Below are 23,689 nucleotides of genomic sequence, written 5' to 3'. Positions count from 1 at the left end.
GGAGAGCCTACCCAACATCGACAGGAGGACAGCCCTATGCCAGAGGGGACGGAGCAAAAGAAAGCGCCGAGCACCGACATCATTGAGCGACTGCTTGCCAAGGGTAAGAAGAACGGTGGGGCGCTGCTTTTTGGTGAGCTCATCGACGCGCTGCAAAAACAGGATATGTCCCCCGATGAGATGGACGATATGTACCAACGCTTCAGCGATGAGGGCGTGGAGATTGTCGATGATGTGGCGGCGGCGGGGGACGCGGCAGACGATGATGGCCCCGACAAGGAGGAAGAGGTCGAGATCGACCTCTCCGTGCCCGAGGGTATCTCACTGGACGACCCCGTCCGTATGTATTTGAAGGAAATCGGCCACGTCCCCCTCCTCACGGCCGAGGAGGAGGTCGCCCTCGCTCAGCGCATGGAGGCGGGCGACGAGGAAGCGCGGCATCGTCTGGAGGAGGCGAATCTGCGCCTCGTCGTCAGCATCGCGAAGCGCTACGTCGGACGCGGCATGCTCTTTCTCGATCTCATCCAAGAGGGGAATCTCGGGCTCCTGAAGGCGGTCGAGAAGTTCGACTACAGCAAGGGCTATAAATTCAGCACCTATGCGACGTGGTGGATCCGGCAGGCGATTACGCGTGCCATCGCCGACCAGGCGCGTACCATCCGCATCCCCGTGCACATGGTTGAGACGATCAACAAGCTCGTGCGCATCTCGCGCCAGCTCCTGCAGGAGCTCGGCCGTGACCCGCGCCCCGAGGAGATCGCAAAGGAGATGGGCGTCAGCGTCGCGCGCGTCCACGAGATCATAAAGATCGCACAGGAACCCGTGTCGCTGGAGACGCCGATCGGCGAGGAGGAGGACTCCCACCTCGGCGACTTCATCGAGGACGAGGCGGCACCCGCACCAGCGGAGGCGGCATCGTTCATGCTCCTGCGGGAGCAGCTTGAGGAGGTCTTGGAGACACTGACCGACCGCGAGAAGAATGTCCTGCGCCTGCGCTTCGGCCTTGAGGACGGGCGCTCGCGCACACTGGAGGAGGTCGGGCAGAGCTTCGGCGTGACGCGCGAGCGCATCCGCCAGATCGAGGCCAAGGCACTGCGCAAACTCCGCCACCCGAGCCGCAGCAAGGTGCTGCGGGACTTCCTTGAGTAGGAAATGAGGTGAACGGTATGACACAGGTGATGATTCAGATGGAGGATGACCTGTCCAAAGAATTGCATCAAGTCTGTGAGGACATTGGGCTTCCTGTATCTGCGGCTTTTTTGATCTTTGCCAAACGCGTTGCACGTGACCGCAAGATACCGTTTGAACTCTCTGCCGCCCCCGACCCGTTTGACTCCCCGCGTAATATGGAACATCTTCGCCGCAGCATCGCCCAGCTCAATGCGGGGCAGGGCACAGAACACGAACTGATCGAGGACACGGCGGATGCGTAAAATTTGGTCGGACGAGGCATGGGAGGACTGCCTCGACTGGCAGATGCAGGATAAAAAGACATTGCGCCGAATCAATCTTCTCATCAAGGATGCAGAGCGCAATCCATACATGGGGCTGGGAAAACCGGAGCCACTCAGAGGAGATCTGAGCGGATTTTGGAACAGACGGATTGATGAGAAAAACAGACTTATCTACCGTGTTTTTTCCGATTTTCTTGAGATTGCTTCGTGCAAAGGGCGTTATGACTGAGAAGCCTCTGCGGTACAACATTTTTCTTGACAGCGGGGCATACAGCCTTTATAATACGCTTGTCTGACACATTCCTCGATAGCTCAGTCGGTAGAGCGTCTGACTGTTAATCAGAATGTCACTGGTTCGAGTCCAGTTCGAGGAGCCATTTGAATTTTTGGAGTGTAACGGAGAGGTTACACTCCTTTCTTATATTTGTTTGCGGGGATGTGCCCCGCGTAGTGAAACGACAAGGAGGGTGGCTATGCAGCTCGATGCGCGGCTGGCGGCGATTGCGGCGCTTGTTCCGCACGGAACGACACTGGCGGACATCGGCGCAGACCATGCCTACCTCGCAGCGACGCTTGTCCTGCACGGGCACGCGCCGCGTGCGGTCGTCGGTGACCTCAGCGCGGGCGCATGCGAGGCGGCGCGGCGGACGGTCGGCACACAGCGGCTCACACAGCAGATTGACGTGCGGCAGGGGGACGGGCTCTCCGTCCTCCTCCCGGGCGAGGCGGAGAGCATTGTTATTGCGGGCATGGGCGGCGCGCTCATCGCCGCTATCCTTGCGGGGGCGCAGAACATCCTCGGAGATGTCGGGACGCTCGTCCTCCAGCCGATGAACGGTGCGGAGAAGCTGCGCCGCTGGCTCTATGCGCATGACTGGACGATCGAGAAGGAGACGCTCGCCCGTGCGGGGGGACATCTCTATGAGATCATCCGCGCCGTGCACGGACACACGGCGATGCCCGATGAGGCGCTGCTCCACATCGGCACGCAGCCCGTCCAGCAGCGCGACCCGCTCCTCGGCGAGCACATCGCGCGCAAGGCGGCGCGGCTCGCCCGTGCAGCAGAGGGCATGGAGGGGAGCGCGGAGGCCCGCCGGAGTGCGGAGTACCGCGAAACGGTGTCACTCTTGGCGGCACTGCGGACAATGCAGGCGCTCATCCATGCGGATCGACGAACACCCTAAGCCCCGTCGGAACAGAGGAGAAACCGAGCGTTTCCTAAGCCTCCCCCGTCGGAACAGGGGAGAAACCGAGCGTTCCTTAAGCCTCCCCCGTCACAACGGGGGAGGGGACCGCTTGCGGTGGTGGGGGGCGCCTTGAAGAGAGCCGTCAACGGAAACCAAAAACGATAGCGCAGCGCATCAAAAGAACGCACATCATTTTACGCAACTCCCCCCATCGAAAACCCAACGCATCTAAGGAGGTCACCTATGCTCAGCTGTCAGGTCGTCATGAACGCCCTCGAACGCATCGCTCCGCGCCATCTGGCGGAGGACTGGGACAACACAGGACTGCTTGTCGGCAGCTTTTCACAGAAGGTGGAGCGCATCCTCGTCGCGCTCGACGTGGACGACACTGTCGTTGCCGAGGCCATCGAACGCAGAGCGGACATGATCGTCGCGCATCACCCCGCAATCTTTCGCGGCATGAAGCAGCTGCGCACCGACCTCCCGCTCGGACGGCGGCTCGCCGCGCTCCTTACGCACGGCATCGCCGTCGCGGCAGCGCATACGAACCTCGACATCACACGCGGCGGCGTGAACGACGTCCTCGCAGAGCGTCTGGGACTGGAAAAGCTCAGCAGCTTCATCATGGTCGCGCAGGCGGACGGCAGCGCGGAGAGCCTCGGACGCATCGGCACGCTCCCCGCCCCCGTCGCCATCGACGACTTTGCCCATAGCGTGTGCGAGCGGCTCGGCGTCTCCCACGTGCGCCTCGTACGTGCCGCCGATCGTCCCGTACGGCGCGTGGCCGTTGTCGGCGGTGCGGGCGCGGAGTTTATCGACACAGCCGTGCGGCGCGGCGCAGATGTCTACCTCACGGGGGATGTCAAGTACCACGAGGCACAGCGCGCCGCCGAGCAGGGCATGCACCTCATCGACGCGGGGCATTTCGGCACGGAGCGCCCCGTTCTCCCCGTCCTCGCCGACCTCCTGCGCGCGGAGCTCGCGGCGGAGCACGGGACGGTGGAGATCCACGTGACCGAGACACAGCGCGACGTATTCGACGTCATTATATAGGAAAGGGAATCTATGGAGCAGAAGCATATCCGCAATTTTTCCATCATCGCCCACATCGACCATGGAAAATCCACCATTGCCGACCGCCTCATCGAGTACACGGGGACACTCAGTGAGCGCGAGATGGAGGCGCAGGTGCTCGACAGCATGGATCTCGAGCGCGAGCGCGGCATCACCATCAAGGCACAGACCGTGCGCCTCGACTATCGCGGCGAGGACGGGGCACTGTACGAGCTGAACCTCATCGACACGCCGGGACACGTCGACTTCAACTACGAGGTCTCGCGCAGCCTTGCCGCGTGCGAAGGCGCACTCCTCGTTGTGGACGCGGCGCAGGGCGTGGAGGCACAGACCCTGGCGAACGTCTACCTCGCGCTCGAGCACGACCTCGAGATCGTGCCCGTCATCAACAAAATCGACCTGCCAAGTGCCGAGCCCGAGCGCGTCAAGGAGGAAATCGAGGACAGCATCGGCCTCGACACGAGTGCCGCCGTCCTCGCCTCGGCCAAGACCGGCATCGGCATCAAGGAAATCCTCGACGCTGTCGTCGCCTACATCCCGCCGCCCGAGGGCGACGCGGACGCACCGCTGCGTGCGCTCATCTTTGACTCCTACTTCGACGCGTACAAGGGCGTGATCGCTCACGTGCGCGTCAAGGAGGGCGTGATCCAAAAGGGTATGAAGCTGAAACTCATGGCGACGGGCAAGACCTTCGAGGTCACGGACGTCGGCTGCTTCCGCCCGCGTCCTGTCGATACGGGGGAACTCCGCACGGGTGAGGTCGGCTTCATTGCGGGGGCACTCAAGGACGTACGCGACGTGCGCGTCGGCGACACCGTCACGGGTGCCGAGCGCCCCGCCGCCGAGGCGCTGCCGGGCTATCGCGGCGTCACCCCCATGGTTTTCTGCGGACTCTACCCCGAGGACAGCAAGGACTACGACAACCTCCGCGAGGCACTCGAAAAACTCCAGCTCAACGATGCCGCGCTCGTCTTTGAACCCGAGACATCCATCGCCCTTGGCTTCGGCTTCCGCTGCGGCTTCCTCGGGCTCCTCCACATGGACGTTATCCAGGAGCGCCTCGAGCGCGAGTACAACCTCGGCCTCATCATGACCGCGCCCTCCGTCGTCTACCACGTCTACCGCACGGACGGCACCATGCGGGAGGTCAGCAACCCCGCCGACCTCCCGCCCGCGACCGAGATCGAGCACATCGAGGAGCCGTGTGTCAAGGCGACCGTCATCGTGCCAAAGGACTACGTCGGCGCCGTCATGGAGATCTCACAGGAAAAACGCGGCGTGTTCCAGACCATGGACTACCTCGACGCGGCGCGTGTCACCGTCATCTACCACATCCCGCTGAACGAGATCCTCTACGACTACTTCGACCGTCTGAAATCCGCCACGCGCGGCTACGCCTCCCTCGACTACGAGCTGATCGACTACCAGACCAGCAATCTTGTCAAGCTCGACATCCTCCTCAACGGCGACCCCGTGGACGCCCTCTCAACCATCGTTCACCGTGACCGTGCCGCCGCACGCGGCCGCCAGCTCGCGGCCAAGCTGAAGGAAATCATCCCCCAGCAGATGTTCGAGATCCCCATCCAGGCGGCCATCGGGAGCAAAATCATCGCGCGCGAGAATGTGCGCGCCCGCCGCAAGGATGTCCTCGCAAAATGCTACGGCGGCGACATCACGCGCAAGCGCAAACTCCTCGAAAACCAGAAGGAAGGCAAAAAGCGCATGAAGGCCGTCGGCAGTGTCGAGCTCCCGCAGGAGGCATTCATGGCGGTGCTGAAAATTGACGACTGACGTACGCGGGGCAGAGGGAGAGCCGTGGGGCATCTACGTCCACATCCCCTATTGCGTGAAAAAATGTGCATACTGCGACTTCGTCTCCGTTCCGTCCGCGCCGCGTGCGGCGGAGATGGAGGACTATGCGGCGGCGCTGACGGCAGAGCTCCTGCGCGAAGTGCCGCCGCTTCGTGCCCGGCGGGGTGCGGCAGCGACCATCTACGTGGGCGGCGGCACGCCGACGGCACTGCCCGCGCCGCTCCTCATGGGAGTGCTGGAGACGCTCCGCACGGCGGCGGGAACGCCTGTGGAATGGACCGTCGAGGCGAATCCCGGCACCGTGGACGCAGCGTACCTCGGCGCACTCCGCGCGGCGGGGGCGAACCGTCTCAGCCTTGGCGTACAGAGCTTTGACGACACGCTCCTCTATGGCATCGGGCGCATCCACACCGCTGCGGAGGCGGCGCAGGCCTTTCACGCGGCACGCGCAGCGGGCTTTGAGAATATCAGCATTGACCTCATGTACGGCCTGCCGGGGCAGACCCTTGACCACCTGCGGCGCAGCGTCGCGGCGGCCGTCGCCCTCGCGCCGGAGCACCTTTCCGTTTACGGGCTGACCGTCGAGGAGGGAACGCCGTTCGCGGTGATGCAGGCAGCAGGGCGGCTCGACCTCCCCACGGAGGACGCGGCCGAGGAGATGTATGACTTCCTCATGGCGGAGCTGCCCGCGCGCGGCTACGCCCGCTATGAGATCGCGAACTTCGCGCAGCCGGGCTTTGAGAGCCGTCACAACCGCGGCTATTGGCACATGACCCCCTACCTAGGCCTCGGCGCGGCGGCGCACGGCTATGTGGACGGTGAGCGCTGGGCGAACGAGGCGGACATCCCCGCCTACATCCGCGCCATGCGCGCGGGCACGAGCGTCCGCACGCCCGAGGACGGCGCGCGCACACGAGAGCGTGCGATGGAGGAGTATGCCTTCCTCGCCCTGCGCACGACGGCGGGCATCGACGCGGCGGATTTTCATCGCCGCTGGGGGCGAGACTTGGAGGAGGTCTATGGCGCGGTGATCGCGCACTACGCTGCGCTCGGCCTCCTCCGCCGCACGGCGGCGGGTGCTGCGCTGACGGCGGCAGGCATGAAACGCGGCAACGAGGTCTTTGCCGCATTTTTGCTTGAGGAGTAAGGAATCGCTGATAAAATGAAGCCCGTCAGATTGGCGTAGATTTTTCGTCCGGTTGAGGAGGCAAACCGGACGCATAGCGGCGGCTATGTGGAGGATCGCGGGCAAAAAGCGGGCAAAAAAGATGCGCCAAGATGGCGGTGCTGGATTTATCAGTGCTTCCTTAAAGCTGTGGTATGATAGGGAAGCTAAATATTGCCCTCTCCAAGCCTCCCCCGTCACGACGGGGGAGGTGGCGAGCCTCGCGAGCCGGAAGGGGCGCCATGGAGACGATGGCGATACCTGTGCATCGAGCGATAACCACGCAAGTCACAAGCGCCCCCATCGCCCCACTGCGTTCGGCACTTCCCCCGCCTCGGCGGGGGAAGCTGGCGTACTGTAAATCAATTATCAATAAAGGAGAAATTTCCATGAAAACACTGACCATGATCGAAATGCAGGGCTGCCCCTACTGTGCGAATGCCCATCGCGCCATCGACGCACTGCGCGCAGAGGGCGGCGCGTACGCGGATGTTCCGCTCACCTTCATCGACGAGAACAATGAGCCCGCGCGCACCCAGCCCTATGCCGGGCAGTACTACTACGTCCCGAGCATCTTTATGGACGGCACGAAACTCTACGAGGCACAGCCGGGCCAGAGCTACGAGGCCATCTATGCTGAGGTAAAGAACGCGTTTGATGCGGCAAGCGCTGAGTAAGGGGACGCGGTTTACACGAGGCTGACAATCTTGTGTAACAGCTTTGCCTTTGTGCCCCTTCCACCGCTTGCACGGTCCCCCTTCCCCGTGATAACGGGGAAGGCTTTGGAGGATCACGGCATAGTAGCTCGCTTGCGGGGGAAGTGGCGAGCACAGCGAGCTGATGGGGGCGGCAGCCACATCGGCTCGTGAATTGCGGCACGAATACGTGAGAATTCACTCACAAAACGAAATAAAACTTGTAAAATTGTTTGAAATGACGCATAATAAACAGCGAATTAGATTTAGCGCATTCCTATGGAGAAATGCGCAGCTGAAAAGGATGAGGTGATTGTATGCATCAACCGGTCACGGACAACCCCTTCGTCATTATGGTCATCAACATGGTCATTGTCTTTGCTGTGCTGACGGCGGTGTGGGGGCTCATTGAGCTTGTCCATCTGATTGATCCAACCAAGAAAAAGGAAGTGCCGGCAGCGCCGTCGCAGACAGCTGCCGCACCTGTTGCACCCGTTATGGCTGCCGCACCTGCCGCCGCGGATGAGGGCGTCAGCGCGGAGACCATCGCAGTCATCGCAGCCGCCGTCGCCGCCTGCGGCTGCAGCCCTGCACAGATCAAGGCCGTGCGTCCGGCGGAACAGCCCTCGTGGAGCCGTTATGCCCGCGAGCGCGGGATGCGCTAAGGAGGGATCATCATGGACTTTATCAATGCATTTTCCGTCTCCCTGCAGGCGATTGTACAGGGCAGTGGATTCTCCGGATTCACATCCGGCAACCTCATCATGATCTTCGTTGGACTGGTGCTCCTCTACCTTGCGTTTGCCCGTGACTTCGAGCCGCTGCTCCTCAGCCCGATTGCATTCGGTTGTATCCTTGCGAATATCCCGTTCAACGGCTTTGAGGAGCCGGGCGTCATGTCCGCGATCGGCATGGGTATCAAATACGAGATCTTCCCGCCGCTCATCTTCCTCGGCGTCGGTGCGATGACGGACTTCGGCCCGCTGATTGCACGTCCCTCGAGCCTTCTCATGGGCGCTGCGGCACAGTTCGGCGTCTTTGTTGCTCTCCTCGGTGCGATGTGGTTTGGCTTCACGGCACAGGAGGCAGGCTCCATCGGCATCATCGGCGGTGCGGACGGCCCGACCTCGATCTACCTCGCAACGAAGATGGCACCCCACCTCCTCGGCGCAATTGCGGTCGCGGCATACACCTACATGGCGCTTGTGCCGCTCATCCAGCCGCCCGTCATGAAGCTCCTCACCTCGAAGAAAGAGCGTGAGGTCGTCATGGAGCAGGCACGCGATGTTACGAAATTCGAGCGCATTGCCTTCCCGATTGTCTCGACCATCTTCATCAGTCTGCTGCTCCCCTCCATCACGGCACTGCTTGGCATGCTCATGCTCGGCAACCTCTTCCGTGAGAGCGGCGTGACGGATCGTCTCTCCGATACGGCGCAGAACGCGCTCATCAATACGGTCACGATCTTCCTCGCGCTTGGCACGGGTCTCACGATGAGTGCAGAGAACTTCCTCGTTGCTGAGACCATCCTCATCATCTTCCTTGGTTTTGTCGCCTTCATCTTTGGTACGGCGGCAGGCGTTGTCCTCGGCAAGATCATGTGCCGTGCGACGGGCTGGAAGGTCAACCCCCTCATCGGCTCTGCGGGCGTCTCCGCTGTTCCGATGGCGGCGCGCGTCAGCCAGATCGTCGGCATCAAGGCAAAGCCGGGCAACTACCTCCTCATGCACGCCATGGGGCCGAATGTTGCCGGCGTTATCGGCACCGCCGTCGCCGCAGGTGCGATGCTCGCGATGCTGATGTAATGAGTCATTCTGTCATCTCGCTGTAAGCCCAAGCATCCTCCGCCGGAGCGGGGGATGCGGCGAACACTCTATATTTGACAAAATCATCCTTCCTCTGTACTATGGGGGAAGGATTTTTGTATTCTTCGCACACTTCCACCGAAGAACCGATAAGAACAAGTGGGAAAAGAAAGAAAAGTACCGCCCAAGACAAAAGAAAGGCGCGGGCTTTTATCATGGGAGGAAATTTATGCGCGGCACATTCTACGGCATCGGCGTCGGTCCGGGCGACCCCGAACTGCTCACCGTCAAGGCAATCAAGGCAATTGAGGCAGCAGATGTCCTCATTGCCCCCAAGACCGAGAAGAAGGACGGCAGCGTCGCCCTCAAGATCGCCCGTCCCTACCTCAAAGAGGGCGTCGAGATCGTCTATCAGGTCTTCCCCATGGTCAAGGACTTCGCGAAAAATCCCGAAGCATGGGAGGAAAACAAAGCAGAGATCCTCGCCCTCCTCGACGCGGGGAAGAACGTCGCCTTTCTCACCCTCGGTGACCCCATGTTTTACAGCACCTACATCTACGTTTTCCGTCTCATGGAGCAGGAGAACGTCGAGATCGTCACCATCCCGGGCGTACCCGCCTTTGCCGCGATCGGCAGCCGTCTCAATCGCCCCATCGTGGAGGGCGATGACATCCTCGCCATCATTCCCGGCACGGCGGACCGCGCAGACATCGAGAAGATTCTCTCCGCCGTGCAGAGCGCTGTCGTCATGAAGGTCTACCGCAACGCCCCCGAGATCGTTGACCTTCTCGCAGAAAACCACATGGCGGAGGATGCCGTCCTCGTCAGCCGTGCAGGGCTCGACGATGAGAAGATCATCCGCGACATTGGCGCACAGCGCGGCGAACCGCTGAACTACCTTTCCACTATTCTTGCACGGAGGAACTGACATGAGAGCATTGGGAACGATTTTCCTCATCGCCGCCACCCTCGTCCTCAGCGCGTGCGGTGCGCCCGCCCCCTCCACGGGCAGCGGAGCGGGCGGCACGTATGCCGCCGTGACGGATGACAACGGACGCACGGTCAGCTTTGACCAAAAGCCTGCGCGCATTGCCGTCACCTCTGCCTCCTTTATTGCGCCGCTCTACGCCGTCGGCGGCGAGGTCGTCGGACGCCCCGACTCCAAGATGAAGATCCCGGACGCAGCAAAGGCGGCGCCCTCCATCGGAAAAACCTACCAGATCGACACAGAGAAGCTGATCTCTCTCTCGCCGGACCTCGTCCTCCTCAATCGCGGCATGAACGAAAAGCTCATCGACACGCTCGATGCGAACGGCATCAAGACCCTCGTCCTCGACGGCAAGAGCTACGATGACGTAAAGCGCGAGATCGGCATCCTCGCCGCGCTCACGGGGGAGAAGGAAAAGGGGGAGGAGCTCGTCCGGAAGATGGACAGCGACCTCGACGCCGTCCGCCGCTCCATCCCGCAGGAGAAAAAGCGCGTCGCCATCATCCACAGCACAGGGCAGGGACTCTCCGTCCAGCTCGACGGCAGCATCGCGGGCTGCATTGCGAACATGCTCGGCTGGGAGAACACAGCGGCGGGCATGCCTGCCCTTGACAAGAACCCCGACGCCGCCCCCTACAGCATGGAGACCCTTGTCGCACAGAACCCCGACATCCTCTTTGTTACGAGCATGGGCGACGAGGCGGAGATCCGCGCGTCCATGGAGGCAATGTTCGCGGATAACCCCGCATGGCAGACCGTCACGGCCATCCGTGAGGGCAGAGTCTACTACCTCCCGCAGGAGATGTTCCTCTTCAGCCCCGGGCTTGACTACCCCGCGGCGGCGAAGTACATGGCGGGGCTCGTCTATCCATGAGAAAACGCATCCTCGTCCTCGTGTTCTTTGCCGCGCTCGCCGTCATCGGCTGTATCGTATCGACGGCAAAGGGGTCGGTGGACATTCCCTGCGCGGAGATCGCCGCCGCCCTCGGCGGCGTGCGTGACACGGCGCACGCCCAGATCTTCTGGAACATCCGTCTGCCGCGCACCATCGTTGCTGCCCTCGTCGGCGTAAACCTCGCTCTCTCGGGGGCGATCCTGCAGGCGATCCTGCGCAACCCGCTCGCCGACCCGCACATCATCGGCATCTCCTCCGGCGCAGGACTGGCGGGCATCTTTATCATGCTCGTCCTGCCTGGAGCGGCATGGCTCATCACGCCGGCGGCGTTCGGCGGGGCGATGTTTGCCGCCCTCCTTATCTATCTCCTCGCGTGGCGTGACGGCATCCGACCGACGCGCGTCATCCTCGCGGGCGTCGCCGTCTCGGCATTCCTCGGCGCTGGCATCTCAGCCATGATGATTCTCTACAGCGACCGCGTCCACAGCGCGCTCATGTGGATGGTCGGCGGACTCTCCGCGCGGAGCTGGCCGCACGTCGAGATGCTCCTGCCGTACACCGTCGGTGCGGGGCTCTGCGCCCTGCTTGCGGCGGGGCGGCTCAACATCCTCCTGCTCGGCGACGACATGGCTCGCGGCGTGGGGCTTGCCGTCGAGCGCACGCGCGTCATGCTCACGGCGCTCGCCGCCCTGCTTGCCGCGAGCGCCGTCTCCGTTGTGGGGCTCCTCGGATTCGTCGGGCTCATCGTCCCGCATGCCGCACGCCTCATGGTCGGCGCGGATCATCGCGTGCTCCTGCCCGCGGCGGCACTCCTCGGCGTCGCCGTCCTCACCCTCAGCGATACAGCGGCGCGGCTGCTCTTTGCCCCGCTTGAACTGCCCGTCGGCATCCTCATGGCGGTCATCGGCGCACCGTTCTTCCTCTATCTCCTGCGGAGGCAGCTGTGAGCGCCGTACTGCGGGCGGCGGGGCTCACCGTCTCCGCCGCCGGACAGGAGATCCTGCACGGTGTGGACATCGAGATCCCGGCGGGGCGGCGCACGGCGATCATCGGCCCGAACGGCGCGGGCAAGACCACCCTCCTGCGCGCCCTCGCGGGACTGAACCCACACTATACGGGGACGATCGAGCTGGCAGGACGCGAGCTGCGCAGCTATACGGCGCGGGAGCTGGCACGCGTGCGCGCCATCCTGCCGCAGGAGCGCGCGGCGGCCGCGGGGCTCACCGTGCGCGAGCTCGTCGCCTACGGCCGATTTGCCCACGCGGGGCGGTTCTCCCTGCGCACGGGGGCGGCAGACCGTGACGCGGTCGCGTGGGCGATGGAGATGGCGAACGTCGGCGCATTCGCCGCGCGCGACGTACACACTCTCTCGGGCGGCGAGCGGCAGCGCGTCTTCCTCGCGATGGCGCTCAGTCAGAAACCGCGCCTCCTCCTCCTCGACGAGCCGACCACCTACCTCGACATCGCGCATCAGCTGCGCGTCATGGAGATCACGCGCCGCCTCAGCACGGAGCACGGCATGACCATCCTCATGGTCCTGCACGACATGGCACACGCCATGCAGTACGCGGACGACATCATCCTCGTGCGTGACGGTGCTGTCGCCGCCACGGGCACGCCCGCCGAGGTGCTCACCGAGGAGCGCATCGCCGACGTATTCGGCGTCCGCGTCGAGCTCCTGCGCGCGTCGGGCGGCACCCGCATCCCCGTCCCCCTCGCCCTCGTGGGGGAGTGAGAAAATATAGTTGCGCAGTCTTCCTCCATACGATAAAATATGGGTGAGGATGTGAATACCATGATGCACGATGCGCTGGAGCGACAACGGTTCGAGCAGGCAGTAGCAAGCCTTTGTCTACTCGACGATCCGTTTATGACGGTTGTCTTTCAAGACAATCTTGCATGTGTTGACCTTGTCATCCAGATTGTCCTGAACAATCCAAACCTCCATGCGACGCGAGTCATAACGCAGGATACCATTCAAAACCTCCACGGACACAGCGTTCGTCTGGACATTCATGCACTTGCCGACGGACAGGAATTCAACATCGAGATCCAGCGTGCGGCGGGCGGCGCGGCACGGCGGCGTGCTCGTTACAATGGGAGCATCATGGATGCGGCGGCGTTGCAGACAGGAGAGGACTACGATCGCCTGCCGGAGACCTATGTAATCTTTATTACAGAGACAGATGTCCTGCAGGGCGGGCAGCCGATCTACCACATCCAGCGCAGAATTGACGGAACGAACGAGCCGTTTGACGACGGAAGCCATATCATCTATGTCAATAGTTCCATCCATGATGGGGCAACACCGCTCGGCCGTCTGATGCATGACTTTCGCTGTACACGCGCTGAGGATATGTACTACGAAGTCCTTGCTGAGCGCGTTGGGCACTTTAAAGGAAACGTGGGAGGAGATGAGAGGATGAGCAATCAACTGTGGGATGCTTATGTCCGAGACTATATTGTGCCCAAAATTGAACAAAGAAATGCGGAGCGCTGTGAGCAGGCTCTTATGGAGGGGAAGAACACGGAACGGCTCTCCTCCATCAAAAACCTTATGCAGAACCTCAAATTCTCTGCAGAGAAGGCAATGGAGGCACTCTCCATTCCAAAATCGGAGTGGGCACGCTATAAGGCGATGCTGTGAGAAAGAACGGATGCGGAGCAATCTGCATCCGTTCTTTGTATCAAAAATCGTTGACAATGCACGATAAAATTCATACAATGAAATTGCCTTAACCCTGATGAGAGGAGGTAAAATCATGGCACAGACCAGCGTGAGCATCCGTATGGATGCAGACCTCAAGCGGGCATTCGACGAATTCTGCACGGAGATCGGCATGACGATGACAACGGCGTTCTGCGTCTTTGCAAAGACGGCGGTACGCGAGCGCAAAATACCGTTTGAGATCTCATTGGAGCGGAGCAGTGACCCGTTTTATTCACCGAGCAACATTCAGTATCTGGAAGGACTAAAGCGCGACATTGAGGCAGGAAATGGACATTTTGCTGAGCATGACTTGACTCCGTAACGCCAACGCCAGCCTCCCCTGCCGAGGCGGGGGAGGTGGCACACGCAGTGTGCCGGAGGGGGCGCCACGCACGCGGGGATGTCTCTGCCATAGGAAGTCAGCAGCCACGCACAGAATCTGAATCCAATCTGAATTTCATCACCTAGTATAAAATTAATTCACAATAGGACTTGCATTTTGCTTTTCTGCATGGTAATATAAAGACGTTCCAAACGAGAGGATACAGAGGGCAAAGGAAACATGGATACTTTCACCCGTGTATTCCTCCGAATGGAAATCGAGTATTTCTCATTTATTGAAGGAGGAGTTTCTCATGAAGAAGACACTCGTATCCGCACTTGCAACGGCACTCGTTGTCGGCGCAGCATCCACCACGTTCGCAGCTGCGAACCCGTTCTCCGATGTGCCCCGTGACCACTGGGCATACGACGCTGTGACGCAGCTCGCTGCTGACGGCGTTGTCGAGGGCTACGGCGACGGCACGTTCCGCGGTGACCGCAACATCACGCGTTACGAGATGGCGCAGATGGTGGCAAAGGCGATGGCAAAGGGCGACATGTCCGCATCGGATCGTGCGCTCGTTGACCGCCTCGCAGCAGAGTTCGCTGATGAGCTCAACAACCTCGGCGTCCGCGTCTCGAACCTCGAGCGCAACGCTGACATGGTAAAGTGGAACGGCAAGCTCCAGTATAAGTATGAGAGTCTCCGTCCCGAGGGAGAGGCAAAGGACACCACGAATGAGGTGAAGTTCCGTCTCGAGCCGAAGGCTGAGATCAACGATCACTGGCATGCGATCGCACGTCTCGACGCCGACCTCAACGTTGCAGATGACACGGGCAAGGATGGCAAGGTTACGCTGAAGCGTGCCTACGTGCAGGGTGACTACACGAACTTCCAGGTTCGTCTCGGCAAGATGGCGCTCCTCTCCTCAGAGGGCTATCAGGCACCGGGATCCCTCGTCCTCGATGACAACTTCTCTGGCGCACAGGTCATGTTCGGCAGTGATCTGAAGGCAACGCTCGAGGCTGGCCGCTACAAGGGGGCATTCCTTAATAAGGATAACCTCAGCGAGCGTGCGAACTACTATGGTGCGAAGCTCAACTATGAGAAGAACAACTTTGTCGCAGGTGCAGGCTACTACCACCTCAACTCGAAGGATATCGGTTCCTACACATCGAACGGCAAGGATACGCTTAACGTTTGGGGCGTGGACCTCGGCTATCACTTCGACAAGAACAGCTTCCTCTCGGGTGCCTATGCACATGCGAACAAGCTGGATGTAGACAATAAGTACAAGAAGTCCTATCAGGTGACCTACGCCTACAAGGGTGCAGATCAGGCAGACAAGGGCTCGTGGGGCGCATACCTCTCCTATCGTTACCTCGGCGGTGCATCGGTTGCTGCAACAACGGATGGTGCACAGTTCTACACGAAGGGCATTGAGGTCGGTGCGGACTACACACCGCTCAAGAACGTTGTTCTGACGGGTAAGTACTTCAACGGCAAGAAGCTCGAGAGCGGCAGCAACGACAAGGTTCAGAAGCTCTACGGCACGGTTGAGTTCTTCTTCTGATCGATTCTTCGGTCAGCGGCAGATCAATACGTAATAAAATCCCCCTCCTGCGGGAGGGGGATTTTTGTGTTGTGTTTATTAAGGCCAATTTTTTAGAAAAGCTTGTGGCGTGAGTACTGGCACACGTGACGAGCAGAACGTCGAGAATGATGTTTGTATCACATAGGATGTTCATGACGCTGCAGCCTTCCTTCGCGGATGTCCGTTGCCGTTGTTTCCGCAGGAGCGTTTTTTAGCAGGCCATATAGATGGTCCGCTGCACTCATTTTTGGAGCAACCATGTGCGCGACGGGTTTTCCCTCGACGGTGAGGAAAATATCCTCATGTGGAATGAGAGCCAAGTATTTATCCATATTGGCGTGAAAGTCAACGGTAGTGACAAACATAGTGACACTCCTTCCTCATAAAAAAGGGGCTGTGCTGCTGCACAGCCCCTACTCTGTTACACGGATACGTCGATGCTGCCGCCGAGGCCCGGGTCGAGGCTCGCGGTGCTCTGCTCGATCAGGTCGAGTGCCTCACTGCTCGCGTCCATCGCCATCTTTGCGGCGGCGATGCCGACGCTCTGTGCAGTCTGCTGTGCCGCCATGCTGACGGAAAGCTGTGCAATATCCATACGCTATTCTCCTATCTTAGACATAGATGCTGAAGAGGTTCAGCATGTTCGAGTAACGCGACATGGTGGGCAGGGAGCGTCCGTTCAGGATGTTCGACGCGTAGCTGAGCTGTCCGCCGATCGCCTGCTCCATGGTCGGGATGACGCTGCGGCGCGAGAACTGTGCCGCCTCTGCGTGATGGTCGGCGCGTCCCGCGAGTCCGCCCCGGCCGAGAATCGCCTCGGAGCGCGCGGGGGAGTCGATGAGTGCGTCGGCGAGCAGGTTCTCGTTGACGCGGAGCTTGCCTGTTGCGCCGTCGACGGAGATGCCCATTTTCGCATACGACCCCGCCATATAGGTGGTGTCGGAGAACTCGCTTGAGAGTGCCTGCACGCCCTTGCCGAGCTCCTTGTTCTCGCGCAGGAAGTCACTCGTCTCGTTGTACTTGCTGACGAGGTCCTTCACGTCCGAGATCGCGCTCTTCAGACGGTCGCTGTAGGAGCGTGAGCCGTCGGCATTCGTCGTGATGTCGCTGCGGCTGAACTTGAAGTCCGTGTTCTCGACGGCACGTGCCGCCTTGCGCAGATCCTTCATGTTGCCGTCGTACTCAGCATAGAACTTGGAGCTGGTCTCCGCATAGGTCTTGCGCAGTTTTGCCGCCTGATTCGCAATGGCGAGGATGGAGCTGAGCTCCTCTGCGCTCGAGTCCTGCCCGCGGTACTGTGCGGCGTAGAGACTGCTGTTGCCCTGCCGCTGCATGGGACCGCCGAAGATGGCACGCGTCGCATCCGTGCGAGAGTTGCCGGCGTAGAGCGAGCGGTAGATGCTGCTCGCCGCACTGGTCATCTGTGTAATCGTTGCCATAGATTTTCTCCTTCCGTGGTCATGGCATTCATGTTATGGGAATAATTTCCTATGTATATTATATCGTTTTTTGCGAAAATGTCATTAGTTTTGGGAGAAAAATTTATTGCGGAGCGTTTGATTTGTGATACAATATAAAAACTGTTGCCTGAGCGGCAACCCCTAACGTGAACGCCTCGTTACGCAAGTGATCGTGTGCTTATCTGCCTAAATACCTGCGGACTTCTTAAACGCGCTGCGCTTGAACGAAAGAAGTCCGCAGGGGGCAGAACGCCCCCTTTACTCACTTGCTTCACTAGGGTTCACTTATAGGGGCACGCCGCTCTATCAAACGCTCCGTATGAATTTAGGTAGGGAGGAGGGCATACGTTGAAGGCTGCATTTATGACGCTTGGCTGTAAGGTGAATCAGTTCGAGACGGAGACGATGGAGGGACTGTTTCGTGCGCGCGGCTATGAGATCGTGCCGTTCGAGGAGCGGGCGGATGTCTATGTCATCAATACGTGCTCGGTGACGCATCTGAGTGACCGCAAGTCCCGCCAGATCATCCGCCGTGCATCGCGCACAAATCCGTCGGCGTGCATCGCTGTGGCGGGCTGCTATGCGCAGGTGTCGCCTGAGGAGGTGCGTGCTCTTGCGGGGGTGCGCGTCGTGATCGGGACGGAGGAGCGCGCGCGCATCGTGGACTATGTGGAGGAGGCGCTTCGTGCGGACGGCGTAGTGGAGGAGATCACAGATGTGATGCAGGCGCGTGCCTTTGAGGACATCCCTCTGCATGGCGTACCGCACCGCACGCGCGCCTTTCTCAAGATCGAGGATGGCTGCCAGAATTTCTGCTCGTTCTGCATCATCCCCTATGCACGCGGCCCCGTGAAGTCGCGTCCGCTTGCGGCGGTGGCGCGCGAGATGGAGAAACTCGCGGCGGCGGGGTTTCGCGAGGTGGTGCTGACGGGCATCCACCTCGGCGCGTACGGCATCGACCTCCCGCAGCGGCCAACGCTCGCCGATGCGTGTCGCACCGTACTCCGCACACAGGGGCTGCGGCGGCTGCGGCTGGGCTCGCTGGAGTCGGTGGAGCTGTCGGAGGATCTCCTCTCGCTCGTGCGGACGGAGCCGCGCTTTGCTCCGCATCTGCATCTGCCCCTGCAGGCGGGGAGCGACAACGTCCTGCGCGCGATGAACCGCCACTACGATACGGCGGCGTTCGCGCAGCTCCTCGTGGATGTGCGCCGCGCAGTGCCGGGGGTGGCGATCTCGACGGACATCATCGTCGGCTTTCCGGGAGAGACGGAGGAGGACTTTGCGGCGGGGCTCGCCTTTGTGCGTCAGATGAACTTTGCGCGGATGCACGTCTTCCCCTACTCGGCGCGGCGTGGGACGCCCGCGGCACGGCGCACGGATCAGATCCCCCCGACGGTGCGCAAGGAGCGTGCGGCGCGGATGCAGGCAGTCGCAGAGGAGCTGGCGGAGGCCTATCACCGCACGGCACTCGGCACGGTGGAGGGGGTGCTCTTTGAGACGGAGGAGAATGGCGTGACGGACGGGCTGACGGGGACGTACATCCGCGTCTATACGGATGCCACCGTCCCACGCGGCGCGATCGTCCCGATGCGCCTCGTGCGCCTCTATCGCGATGGCGTCTGGGGCGAGCGAGCCTAGGGTGAGGGGGCTTCGGCGGAGGAAGTGAAAGAGCCAGTCATACAGAAATACGAACTTCTCAAAAATCCCCCTTGACAGCCCTCCCCAAAGATGATATTATAGTCACCGTCGCAAGACACGTGACTCAGTAGCTCAGCTGGATTAGAGTATTTGACTACGAATCAAAGGGTCGGGGGTTCGAATCCCTCCTGGGTCACCATTTTGAACGCAGACGCCGATGAAGATCGGCGTTTTTTTATGCATTGATGATATTTTTGTCATTGAGAATGAAAATATGAACGAGATTCATATTTTTCTTTTCAAATGGCATTTTTTTCGTTATAATAGTATTACTAACGAGAGAGGGTGCGATTCGTTTGGAAGAAAAGATGGGGCGTCGTGAACGCAAGAAGCTGCAGTCGCGCAAGATGATTCTCGAAGCCGCGATCAGTGAGTTCTCGAAGAAGGGCTACAAGGAGACGTCGGTCGCAGACATCATGGCAACGGCAGATCTCGGCATCGGGACGTTCTACAATTACTTCGCCTCGAAGGAGGAGCTGCTGTTCTCTCTGCTCGGACGGCTGGGCGAGACGATCCGCATCGCGCTCGCTGAGGCGCGAGCGGCGGAGCGCAGTTCGCTGGAGTTGCTCGAGGTCGGCGCGCGGGTGACGGCGAAATTTCTTGATGAGAACCGCTTTGTGATGCCGCTCTTTCTCTCTGCCTCGCAGCACAAGGCGCAGGGCATGCCCCCGCAGGAGGGGGCGGAGGATAAGCCGCATCCGAGCCGTATGGCGCCGCAGGTGAAGCGCGTCTTTACCGAGATCATCCGCGAGGGACAGGAGGCGGGCGAGATCCGCAGCGACGTTCCTGTCGATCTGATCGCGGAGATGTTCCACTCGCTGTATCAGGCGGCGGCGTTCAGCCAGCTGGAGCTGAGTTTTCAGGAGAATATCGCGCTCAAGACGCGCCTCCTCCTCGACGGCATCCGCAGGCGGGACGGGCAGTCAGAGGGCTGAGTGTTGTTTTCCCTACGGAGTGACGGCGCGAGCCGTGTTCCAATCTGTGTATTTAGGAGTACCAATGATCAGTGTAACGAAACTACTTTTTATGGATGAGTACTATGGTGATGCGCTGCGCTACTCGCACAATGCGCATCGGATGAAGAGCGGTGCAGCAGAGGGCATGGGCCCCGTGGTGGTCTGGAACTCGACGCGTACGTGCAATCTGCGCTGCCGCCACTGCTATATGGAGTCGGACGGGCAGAAGTACGACGGGGAGCTGACGACGGAGGAGGCAAAGCGCTTCATCGACGATCTCGCGGAGTTCCGCGTACCCGTGCTGCTCTTCTCGGGCGGCGAGCCGCTGATCCGTCCTGACTTTTTCGAGCTCGCGGAGCACGCGGCAGAGCGCGGCGTGCGTCCGACACTCTCGACGAACGGGACGCTCATCACGCGCGATGTGGCACAGCGCATCAAGGATCTCGGCGTGGGCTATGTCGGCATCTCGCTCGACGGTCTGGCGGATGTGAACGATATGTTCCGTGGGGTGGACGGCGCGTACCAGCGGGCGATGGAGGGCATCGAGAACTGCGTCGCCGTCGGTCAGCGCGTGGGGCTGCGCTTTACGATCAATCACCACAACATCATGGAGCTCGATAAGATCTTCGATTTCATTGAGGAAAAGGGGATCAACCGCGTCTGCTTCTATCACCTCGTCTACTCGGGGCGCGGCGGGCAGATGATGGATGAGGATGTGACGCCCGAGGAGTCGCGGCGGGCGATGGATACGATTATCGCGCGGACGAAGGACTTTGAGGCGCGCGGTCTCAAGAAGGAAATCCTGACGGTGGACAATCATTGCGACGGGGTCTATATGTATCTGAAGGCACTCGCCGAGGGCAACGACGCGGGCGCGGAGCAGATCAAGAAGCTGATCGGCGCGAACGGCGGCAACCGCTCCGGGATCGCGTTCGGTGAGGTGGATCCGATGGGCTATGTGCACCCCGATCAGTTTACGCAGCATCATACGTTCGGCAATGTGCGCGAGCGCAAGTTCGGCGATATCTGGCAGGATGTGACGAATCCGATCATGGCGGGGCTGAAGGATCGTAAGCCGCTCCTGAAGGGACGCTGTGCGCGCTGTCAGTATCTCGACTGGTGCAACGGAAATTTCCGCACGCGTGCCGAGGCACGGACGGGGGATTTCTGGGCGTCCGATCCGTCTTGCTATCTGACGGATGAGGAGATCGGCGTCACGGGGGCGGCACTGTGAGCGCGCCGATGGAAGCGGCGCACGCCGCACAGAGTGCCCCGGCAGGACATCCGCATGGGATGGGGCATCCCGGTGGACATCCGCATGGCATGGGACAGGGCGGTCACCCCGGCGGGCACCCGAAGGGCGTCGCTGGCGGCGGGGTGAAGATCATCTCGTGGAACGTGACGAACGCCTGCAATATGTACTGTGCGCACTGCTATCGTGACGCGGGCTGCCGCGCGGACGAGGAACTCTCGACCGAGGAGGGCAAGAAGCTCCTGCGCGAGATCGCAAAGGCGGGGTTCCGTATCATGATCTTTTCGGGCGGTGAGCCGCTGTCGCGCCCCGATATTCTTGAGCTAGTCGCCTATGCGCGCGGGCTGGGTCTGATCCCCGTGTTTGGCACGAACGGCACGCTGATCGACCTGCCGACGGCAAAGGCGCTGAAGGAGGCGGGCGCATGCGGGATGGGCATCTCGCTCGACTCGCTCGACAAAAAGAAGCACGATACATTCCGCTCGTTCCCGGGCGGCTGGGACGGCGCGGTGCGCGGGATGGAGAACTGCCGTGCCGTCGGTCTGCCGTTTCAGATCCACACGACGGTGATGGACTGGAATGCGCACGAGCTTGAGGCAATGACGGATTTCGCCGTGGAGATCGGAGCAAAGGCGCATCACTTCTTCTTCCTCGTGCCGACGGGGCGCGCGGAGACGATCGAGGAGGAGTCGCTGCGCGCAGAGGCGTATGAGGATGTGCTCACGCGCATCATGAAGAAGCAGGAGACGGTGGACATCGAGCTGAAGCCGACCTGTGCGCCGCAGTTCCTGCGCATTGCCGACCAGCTCGGAGTGGATACGCGCTTTTCGCGCGGGTGTCTCGCGGGGCTGACGTACTGCATCATCAGTCCGCGTGGCAAGGTGCAGCCGTGTGCCTATCTCAACCGCGAGCTCGGCGATGTGCGCGAGACGCCGTTCGATGAGATCTGGGCGAAAAACGAGGTGTTCAAGGAGCTGCGCACGCTCGACTACGGCGGCGGCTGCGGCTCGTGCAGCTATAAGAAGGCGTGCGGCGGCTGCCGTGCACGCGCCGCGTACTACCACGGCGGCGACTTCATGGCGGAGGAGCCGTGGTGTCTCTACCACGGACGACGCGGAGAAGCGTAAGAGAATAGACGAAAGCCCCCGACGATGGTCGGGGGCTTTTGTGTGAGATTCCAGTTGCGGATTTGAACAGATGTTTGTATAATAAGAATAGAGACCTTAACAGGCAGGGCGTCTATTTCTCCACTTCCATTATCCTACGGGAAAGGAGGTGGTGCACATGGGTTACTACGAGTTCATCTTTGCGTTGATTCTCGTCACTGGCTACATTGTTGCGATAAAAAAGAAATAACCGCCCTCTGCTTGCCACACTGAGCGGTTATACCTTATCGGTGTAGAAGTAGACGTCCTGTCAAGGTCTCTTCTCTATGTCTCTATTATATCAGAGAGCCGTATAACGTGCAAGATCTATTCGCTACGGGTTACATCCTCGCTGTAAAAAAGAAATAACCGCCCTGCCTGAGAAACGGTGCGGTTAAATCCATATCCGTGATGAAGGTAGCCGCTCTATCGAGCGGTTCTCTTTTATGTCCCTATTATATCAGAGAGCCGCATCATGTGCAAGATTTAGGAATCGCTGATAAAATGAAGTCTGTCAGATTGGTGTAGATTTTTTGTCCTGTCAAGGAGACAAACCGGACGCATAGCCAAAGCTATGTGGAGGATTTGTCGACAATGGCAGGGCGAAAAAGATGCGCCAAGATGGCAGGGCTGAATTTATCAGTGCTTCCTTTATTCGCTGCGGGCTGCATCCTTGTGCCCTGCATCGACCTTGTCTTTGCTCTCCGCATCCTCGAGTGCCTTCTTCGTCAGTGCGGCAGTGAGGGAGGTGACGGCATTCGCCGCCGCATTGTCCTCTTTGGGGGCGGCGTTTTCCTTTTCCTTTGCCGTCGCAGCATCGAGATCGGCACGCTCCTGCACGGACTGACGCCGCAGGGCATCGGTATGCTCTGCTTTTTCCTTGATGATATTTTGGAGGTTGGCGATGGATTCATCTTTCGCACGCATGGTGTTCACGATCTCACCTGCGGTCAGCGTTCCGTCCGTGATCTGCTTCTCCAGTTGGTATTTTTCTTTGTAGAGCGTACTGAGTTTATCCTCGTCGGTCATTCCCGCCCGCTTCAGCTTGTCCGCTTCCTTTTGCAGGAGCGCCTTATCGTCGTCTGTGAGCTTTTCGTCGGTCGCGATGCGCTGCTCGATGGCGGCGGCTTCGTCCTTTTTCGCGCGTTTCTCATCCAGCTCGTTCTGCTCGGCGGCGAGTGCCGTCTCGGCAGGGGTCAGGCGGTCATCGGGGGCATCCATTGCGCTCAGTTCGCGTCCCTTCGCGCTGATATAGACCTCGGCGGCGCGGGAGAGGATGGTCGGTGCAGCTTTTGCGTTTTGCCCTGCTGTCTGTCCCGTGGTTTGACGTGCGGTCTGACGCGCGGGATGCGCATCCGTGTGCAGAAAGGAAAGTTTTTCATCGATACGCTGTGTTTGCATGATCAGCACCTCCGCAGAGAGTTATCTCTTTATCTATCATATCGTATGGAGGGGAGATTGCTTAAGGAAGCACTGA

At 60.3% G+C, this 23,689-nt stretch carries 25 protein-coding genes, 2 tRNA genes and 1 pseudogene; 24 read left to right on the top strand and 4 right to left on the bottom strand.

What is annotated here, in order from left to right; translation table 11 throughout:
• Positions 1-36 precede the first annotated feature (36 nt).
• From rpoD to AXE86_RS04405, 18 genes are all read left to right on the top strand, one after another.
• Positions 37-1,149, top strand: a complete 1,113-nt coding sequence (gene rpoD, locus AXE86_RS04495; RefSeq protein ID WP_061945131.1) for an RNA polymerase sigma factor RpoD — start codon at positions 37-39, stop codon at positions 1,147-1,149.
• A gap of 17 nt (positions 1,150-1,166) precedes the next feature.
• On the top strand, positions 1,167-1,433 hold the full coding sequence (locus AXE86_RS04490; protein WP_061945129.1) for a type II toxin-antitoxin system RelB/DinJ family antitoxin: 267 nt from the start codon (positions 1,167-1,169) through the stop codon (positions 1,431-1,433).
• Positions 1,426-1,683 (top strand): Txe/YoeB family addiction module toxin, encoded by a 258-nt coding sequence (locus tag AXE86_RS04485; protein ID WP_061945127.1) that lies wholly within the window; start codon positions 1,426-1,428, stop codon positions 1,681-1,683. Before AXE86_RS04490 ends, AXE86_RS04485 begins: the two co-directional genes overlap by 8 nt.
• Positions 1,684-1,755: 72 nt before the next feature.
• Positions 1,756-1,831 (top strand) — tRNA-Asn (locus tag AXE86_RS04480).
• 96 nt (positions 1,832-1,927) lie between these two features.
• Complete coding sequence (locus AXE86_RS04475; protein ID WP_061945125.1) at positions 1,928-2,638, top strand: tRNA (adenine(22)-N(1))-methyltransferase; 711 nt, start codon at positions 1,928-1,930, stop codon at positions 2,636-2,638.
• 246 nt (positions 2,639-2,884) lie between these two features.
• Positions 2,885-3,694, top strand: a complete 810-nt coding sequence (locus tag AXE86_RS04470; protein ID WP_061945123.1) for a Nif3-like dinuclear metal center hexameric protein — start codon at positions 2,885-2,887, stop codon at positions 3,692-3,694.
• A gap of 12 nt (positions 3,695-3,706) precedes the next feature.
• On the top strand, positions 3,707-5,506 hold the full coding sequence (gene lepA / locus AXE86_RS04465) for a translation elongation factor 4 (protein ID WP_061945121.1): 1,800 nt from the start codon (positions 3,707-3,709) through the stop codon (positions 5,504-5,506).
• The gene (gene hemW, locus AXE86_RS04460) at positions 5,496-6,674 is read left to right on the top strand and encodes a radical SAM family heme chaperone HemW (RefSeq protein ID WP_061945119.1); all 1,179 of its coding nucleotides are present in this window, start codon (positions 5,496-5,498) and stop codon (positions 6,672-6,674) included. The genes lepA and hemW overlap by 11 nt, the downstream gene beginning before the upstream one ends.
• A 407-nt stretch (positions 6,675-7,081) precedes the next feature.
• Complete coding sequence (locus tag AXE86_RS04450; protein WP_061945115.1) at positions 7,082-7,369, top strand: hypothetical protein; 288 nt, start codon at positions 7,082-7,084, stop codon at positions 7,367-7,369.
• A 335-nt stretch (positions 7,370-7,704) separates the two neighbouring features.
• Positions 7,705-8,052: an OadG family protein gene (locus tag AXE86_RS04445; protein ID WP_061945112.1), complete on the top strand. Its 348-nt coding sequence runs from the start codon at positions 7,705-7,707 to the stop codon at positions 8,050-8,052.
• Positions 8,053-8,064: 12 nt separating this feature from the next.
• Positions 8,065-9,192 (top strand): sodium ion-translocating decarboxylase subunit beta, encoded by a 1,128-nt coding sequence (locus tag AXE86_RS04440; RefSeq protein ID WP_061945110.1) that lies wholly within the window; start codon positions 8,065-8,067, stop codon positions 9,190-9,192.
• 229 nt (positions 9,193-9,421) lie between these two features.
• Positions 9,422-10,120, top strand: a complete 699-nt coding sequence (gene cobI / locus AXE86_RS04435; protein WP_061945108.1) for a precorrin-2 C(20)-methyltransferase — start codon at positions 9,422-9,424, stop codon at positions 10,118-10,120.
• A 1-nt stretch (position 10,121) separates the two neighbouring features.
• The gene (locus AXE86_RS04430) at positions 10,122-11,054 is read left to right on the top strand and encodes an ABC transporter substrate-binding protein (RefSeq protein ID WP_061945106.1); all 933 of its coding nucleotides are present in this window, start codon (positions 10,122-10,124) and stop codon (positions 11,052-11,054) included.
• The gene (locus AXE86_RS04425) at positions 11,051-12,022 is read left to right on the top strand and encodes a FecCD family ABC transporter permease (protein ID WP_061945104.1); all 972 of its coding nucleotides are present in this window, start codon (positions 11,051-11,053) and stop codon (positions 12,020-12,022) included. Before AXE86_RS04430 ends, AXE86_RS04425 begins: the two co-directional genes overlap by 4 nt.
• Positions 12,019-12,810, top strand: a complete 792-nt coding sequence (locus tag AXE86_RS04420) for an ABC transporter ATP-binding protein (RefSeq protein WP_061945103.1) — start codon at positions 12,019-12,021, stop codon at positions 12,808-12,810. The genes AXE86_RS04425 and AXE86_RS04420 overlap by 4 nt, the downstream gene beginning before the upstream one ends.
• A 60-nt stretch (positions 12,811-12,870) precedes the next feature.
• Positions 12,871-13,722 (top strand): PD-(D/E)XK nuclease family transposase, encoded by an 852-nt coding sequence (locus tag AXE86_RS04415; protein WP_061945101.1) that lies wholly within the window; start codon positions 12,871-12,873, stop codon positions 13,720-13,722.
• A 115-nt stretch (positions 13,723-13,837) separates the two neighbouring features.
• The gene (locus AXE86_RS04410) at positions 13,838-14,107 is read left to right on the top strand and encodes a type II toxin-antitoxin system RelB/DinJ family antitoxin (protein WP_061945099.1); all 270 of its coding nucleotides are present in this window, start codon (positions 13,838-13,840) and stop codon (positions 14,105-14,107) included.
• A 313-nt stretch (positions 14,108-14,420) separates the two neighbouring features.
• The gene (locus AXE86_RS04405) at positions 14,421-15,680 is read left to right on the top strand and encodes an S-layer homology domain-containing protein (RefSeq protein WP_061945097.1); all 1,260 of its coding nucleotides are present in this window, start codon (positions 14,421-14,423) and stop codon (positions 15,678-15,680) included.
• Positions 15,681-15,838: 158 nt separating this feature from the next.
• Here AXE86_RS04405 and AXE86_RS04400 read toward each other — a convergent pair whose 3' ends face one another.
• Genes AXE86_RS04400 through AXE86_RS04390 form a run of 3 tightly spaced genes read right to left on the bottom strand, consistent with a single transcriptional unit; the run spans position 15,839 to position 17,140 of the window.
• Positions 15,839-16,066, bottom strand: coding sequence for a hypothetical protein (locus tag AXE86_RS04400; RefSeq protein ID WP_061945095.1), 228 nt, complete (start codon positions 16,064-16,066; stop codon positions 15,839-15,841).
• Between the two features lie 56 nt (positions 16,067-16,122).
• On the bottom strand, positions 16,123-16,296 hold the full coding sequence (locus AXE86_RS04395; RefSeq protein WP_061945093.1) for a YjfB family protein: 174 nt from the start codon (positions 16,294-16,296) through the stop codon (positions 16,123-16,125).
• Positions 16,297-16,312: 16 nt separating this feature from the next.
• Positions 16,313-17,140, bottom strand: a complete 828-nt coding sequence (locus AXE86_RS04390) for a hypothetical protein (RefSeq protein ID WP_061945091.1) — start codon at positions 17,138-17,140, stop codon at positions 16,313-16,315.
• 369 nt (positions 17,141-17,509) lie between these two features.
• On the opposite strand from AXE86_RS04390, the gene mtaB reads away from it, so the two are divergent.
• The 6 genes and pseudogenes from mtaB to AXE86_RS13125 form a co-directional block, all read left to right on the top strand.
• A complete protein-coding gene (gene mtaB, locus AXE86_RS04385; RefSeq protein ID WP_061945089.1) occupies positions 17,510-18,799 on the top strand; it encodes a tRNA (N(6)-L-threonylcarbamoyladenosine(37)-C(2))-methylthiotransferase MtaB in 1,290 nt (429 codons plus the stop codon).
• A gap of 121 nt (positions 18,800-18,920) precedes the next feature.
• Positions 18,921-18,998: transfer RNA gene (locus AXE86_RS04380), tRNA-Arg, on the top strand.
• A gap of 169 nt (positions 18,999-19,167) precedes the next feature.
• On the top strand, positions 19,168-19,794 hold the full coding sequence (locus tag AXE86_RS04375; RefSeq protein WP_061945088.1) for a TetR/AcrR family transcriptional regulator: 627 nt from the start codon (positions 19,168-19,170) through the stop codon (positions 19,792-19,794).
• 64 nt (positions 19,795-19,858) lie between these two features.
• On the top strand, positions 19,859-21,049 hold the full coding sequence (nirJ1, locus tag AXE86_RS04370; protein ID WP_009753226.1) for a putative heme d1 biosynthesis radical SAM protein NirJ1: 1,191 nt from the start codon (positions 19,859-19,861) through the stop codon (positions 21,047-21,049).
• Between the two features lie 8 nt (positions 21,050-21,057).
• Entirely contained in the window at positions 21,058-22,194 is a 1,137-nt protein-coding gene (gene nirJ2 / locus AXE86_RS04365) for a putative heme d1 biosynthesis radical SAM protein NirJ2 (protein ID WP_009753225.1), read from the top strand.
• A 546-nt stretch (positions 22,195-22,740) separates the two neighbouring features.
• Positions 22,741-22,863: pseudogene (locus AXE86_RS13125) on the top strand (secretion protein HlyD); the annotation flags it as partial.
• Here the strand turns inward: AXE86_RS13125 and AXE86_RS04360 are convergent.
• Positions 22,864-23,613 carry a hypothetical protein gene (locus tag AXE86_RS04360; protein WP_061945086.1) on the bottom strand — a complete coding sequence of 250 codons (750 nt, stop codon included), beginning with the start codon at positions 23,611-23,613 and terminating at the stop codon, positions 22,864-22,866.
• Positions 23,614-23,689: the final 76 nt, after the last annotated feature.

Origin of the sequence: Selenomonas sp. oral taxon 136, from assembly GCF_001554015.1 — a bacterium.
GTDB classification, from domain to species: domain Bacteria; phylum Bacillota; class Negativicutes; order Selenomonadales; family Selenomonadaceae; genus Centipeda; species Centipeda felix.
This window is presented reverse-complemented; position numbering and strand designations above follow the sequence as displayed.

Bases quoted from the DNA above. Each gene is read 5' to 3' on its own strand.
- AXE86_RS04375 (WP_061945088.1), top strand. From the start codon at position 19,168: ATGGGGCGTCGTGAACGCAAGAAGCTGCAGTCGCGCAAGATGATTCTC.
- AXE86_RS04485 (WP_061945127.1), top strand. From the start codon at position 1,426: ATGCGTAAAATTTGGTCGGACGAGGCATGGGAGGACTGCCTCGACTGG.
- AXE86_RS04475 (WP_061945125.1), top strand. From the start codon at position 1,928: ATGCAGCTCGATGCGCGGCTGGCGGCGATTGCGGCGCTTGTTCCGCAC.
- AXE86_RS04490 (WP_061945129.1), top strand. From the start codon at position 1,167: ATGACACAGGTGATGATTCAGATGGAGGATGACCTGTCCAAAGAATTG.
- AXE86_RS04430 (WP_061945106.1), top strand. From the start codon at position 10,122: ATGAGAGCATTGGGAACGATTTTCCTCATCGCCGCCACCCTCGTCCTC.
- nirJ2 (WP_009753225.1), top strand. From the start codon at position 21,058: ATGGAAGCGGCGCACGCCGCACAGAGTGCCCCGGCAGGACATCCGCAT.
- AXE86_RS04425 (WP_061945104.1), top strand. From the start codon at position 11,051: ATGAGAAAACGCATCCTCGTCCTCGTGTTCTTTGCCGCGCTCGCCGTC.
- AXE86_RS04415 (WP_061945101.1), top strand. From the start codon at position 12,871: ATGATGCACGATGCGCTGGAGCGACAACGGTTCGAGCAGGCAGTAGCA.
- rpoD (WP_061945131.1), top strand. From the start codon at position 37: ATGCCAGAGGGGACGGAGCAAAAGAAAGCGCCGAGCACCGACATCATT.
- AXE86_RS04395 (WP_061945093.1), bottom strand. From the start codon at position 16,296: ATGGATATTGCACAGCTTTCCGTCAGCATGGCGGCACAGCAGACTGCA.
- AXE86_RS04400 (WP_061945095.1), bottom strand. From the start codon at position 16,066: ATGTTTGTCACTACCGTTGACTTTCACGCCAATATGGATAAATACTTG.
- lepA (WP_061945121.1), top strand. From the start codon at position 3,707: ATGGAGCAGAAGCATATCCGCAATTTTTCCATCATCGCCCACATCGAC.
- AXE86_RS04445 (WP_061945112.1), top strand. From the start codon at position 7,705: ATGCATCAACCGGTCACGGACAACCCCTTCGTCATTATGGTCATCAAC.
- AXE86_RS04405 (WP_061945097.1), top strand. From the start codon at position 14,421: ATGAAGAAGACACTCGTATCCGCACTTGCAACGGCACTCGTTGTCGGC.
- nirJ1 (WP_009753226.1), top strand. From the start codon at position 19,859: ATGATCAGTGTAACGAAACTACTTTTTATGGATGAGTACTATGGTGAT.
- AXE86_RS04390 (WP_061945091.1), bottom strand. From the start codon at position 17,140: ATGGCAACGATTACACAGATGACCAGTGCGGCGAGCAGCATCTACCGC.
- AXE86_RS04410 (WP_061945099.1), top strand. From the start codon at position 13,838: ATGGCACAGACCAGCGTGAGCATCCGTATGGATGCAGACCTCAAGCGG.
- AXE86_RS04450 (WP_061945115.1), top strand. From the start codon at position 7,082: ATGAAAACACTGACCATGATCGAAATGCAGGGCTGCCCCTACTGTGCG.
- cobI (WP_061945108.1), top strand. From the start codon at position 9,422: ATGCGCGGCACATTCTACGGCATCGGCGTCGGTCCGGGCGACCCCGAA.
- AXE86_RS04440 (WP_061945110.1), top strand. From the start codon at position 8,065: ATGGACTTTATCAATGCATTTTCCGTCTCCCTGCAGGCGATTGTACAG.
- AXE86_RS04360 (WP_061945086.1), bottom strand. From the start codon at position 23,613: ATGCAAACACAGCGTATCGATGAAAAACTTTCCTTTCTGCACACGGAT.
- AXE86_RS04470 (WP_061945123.1), top strand. From the start codon at position 2,885: ATGCTCAGCTGTCAGGTCGTCATGAACGCCCTCGAACGCATCGCTCCG.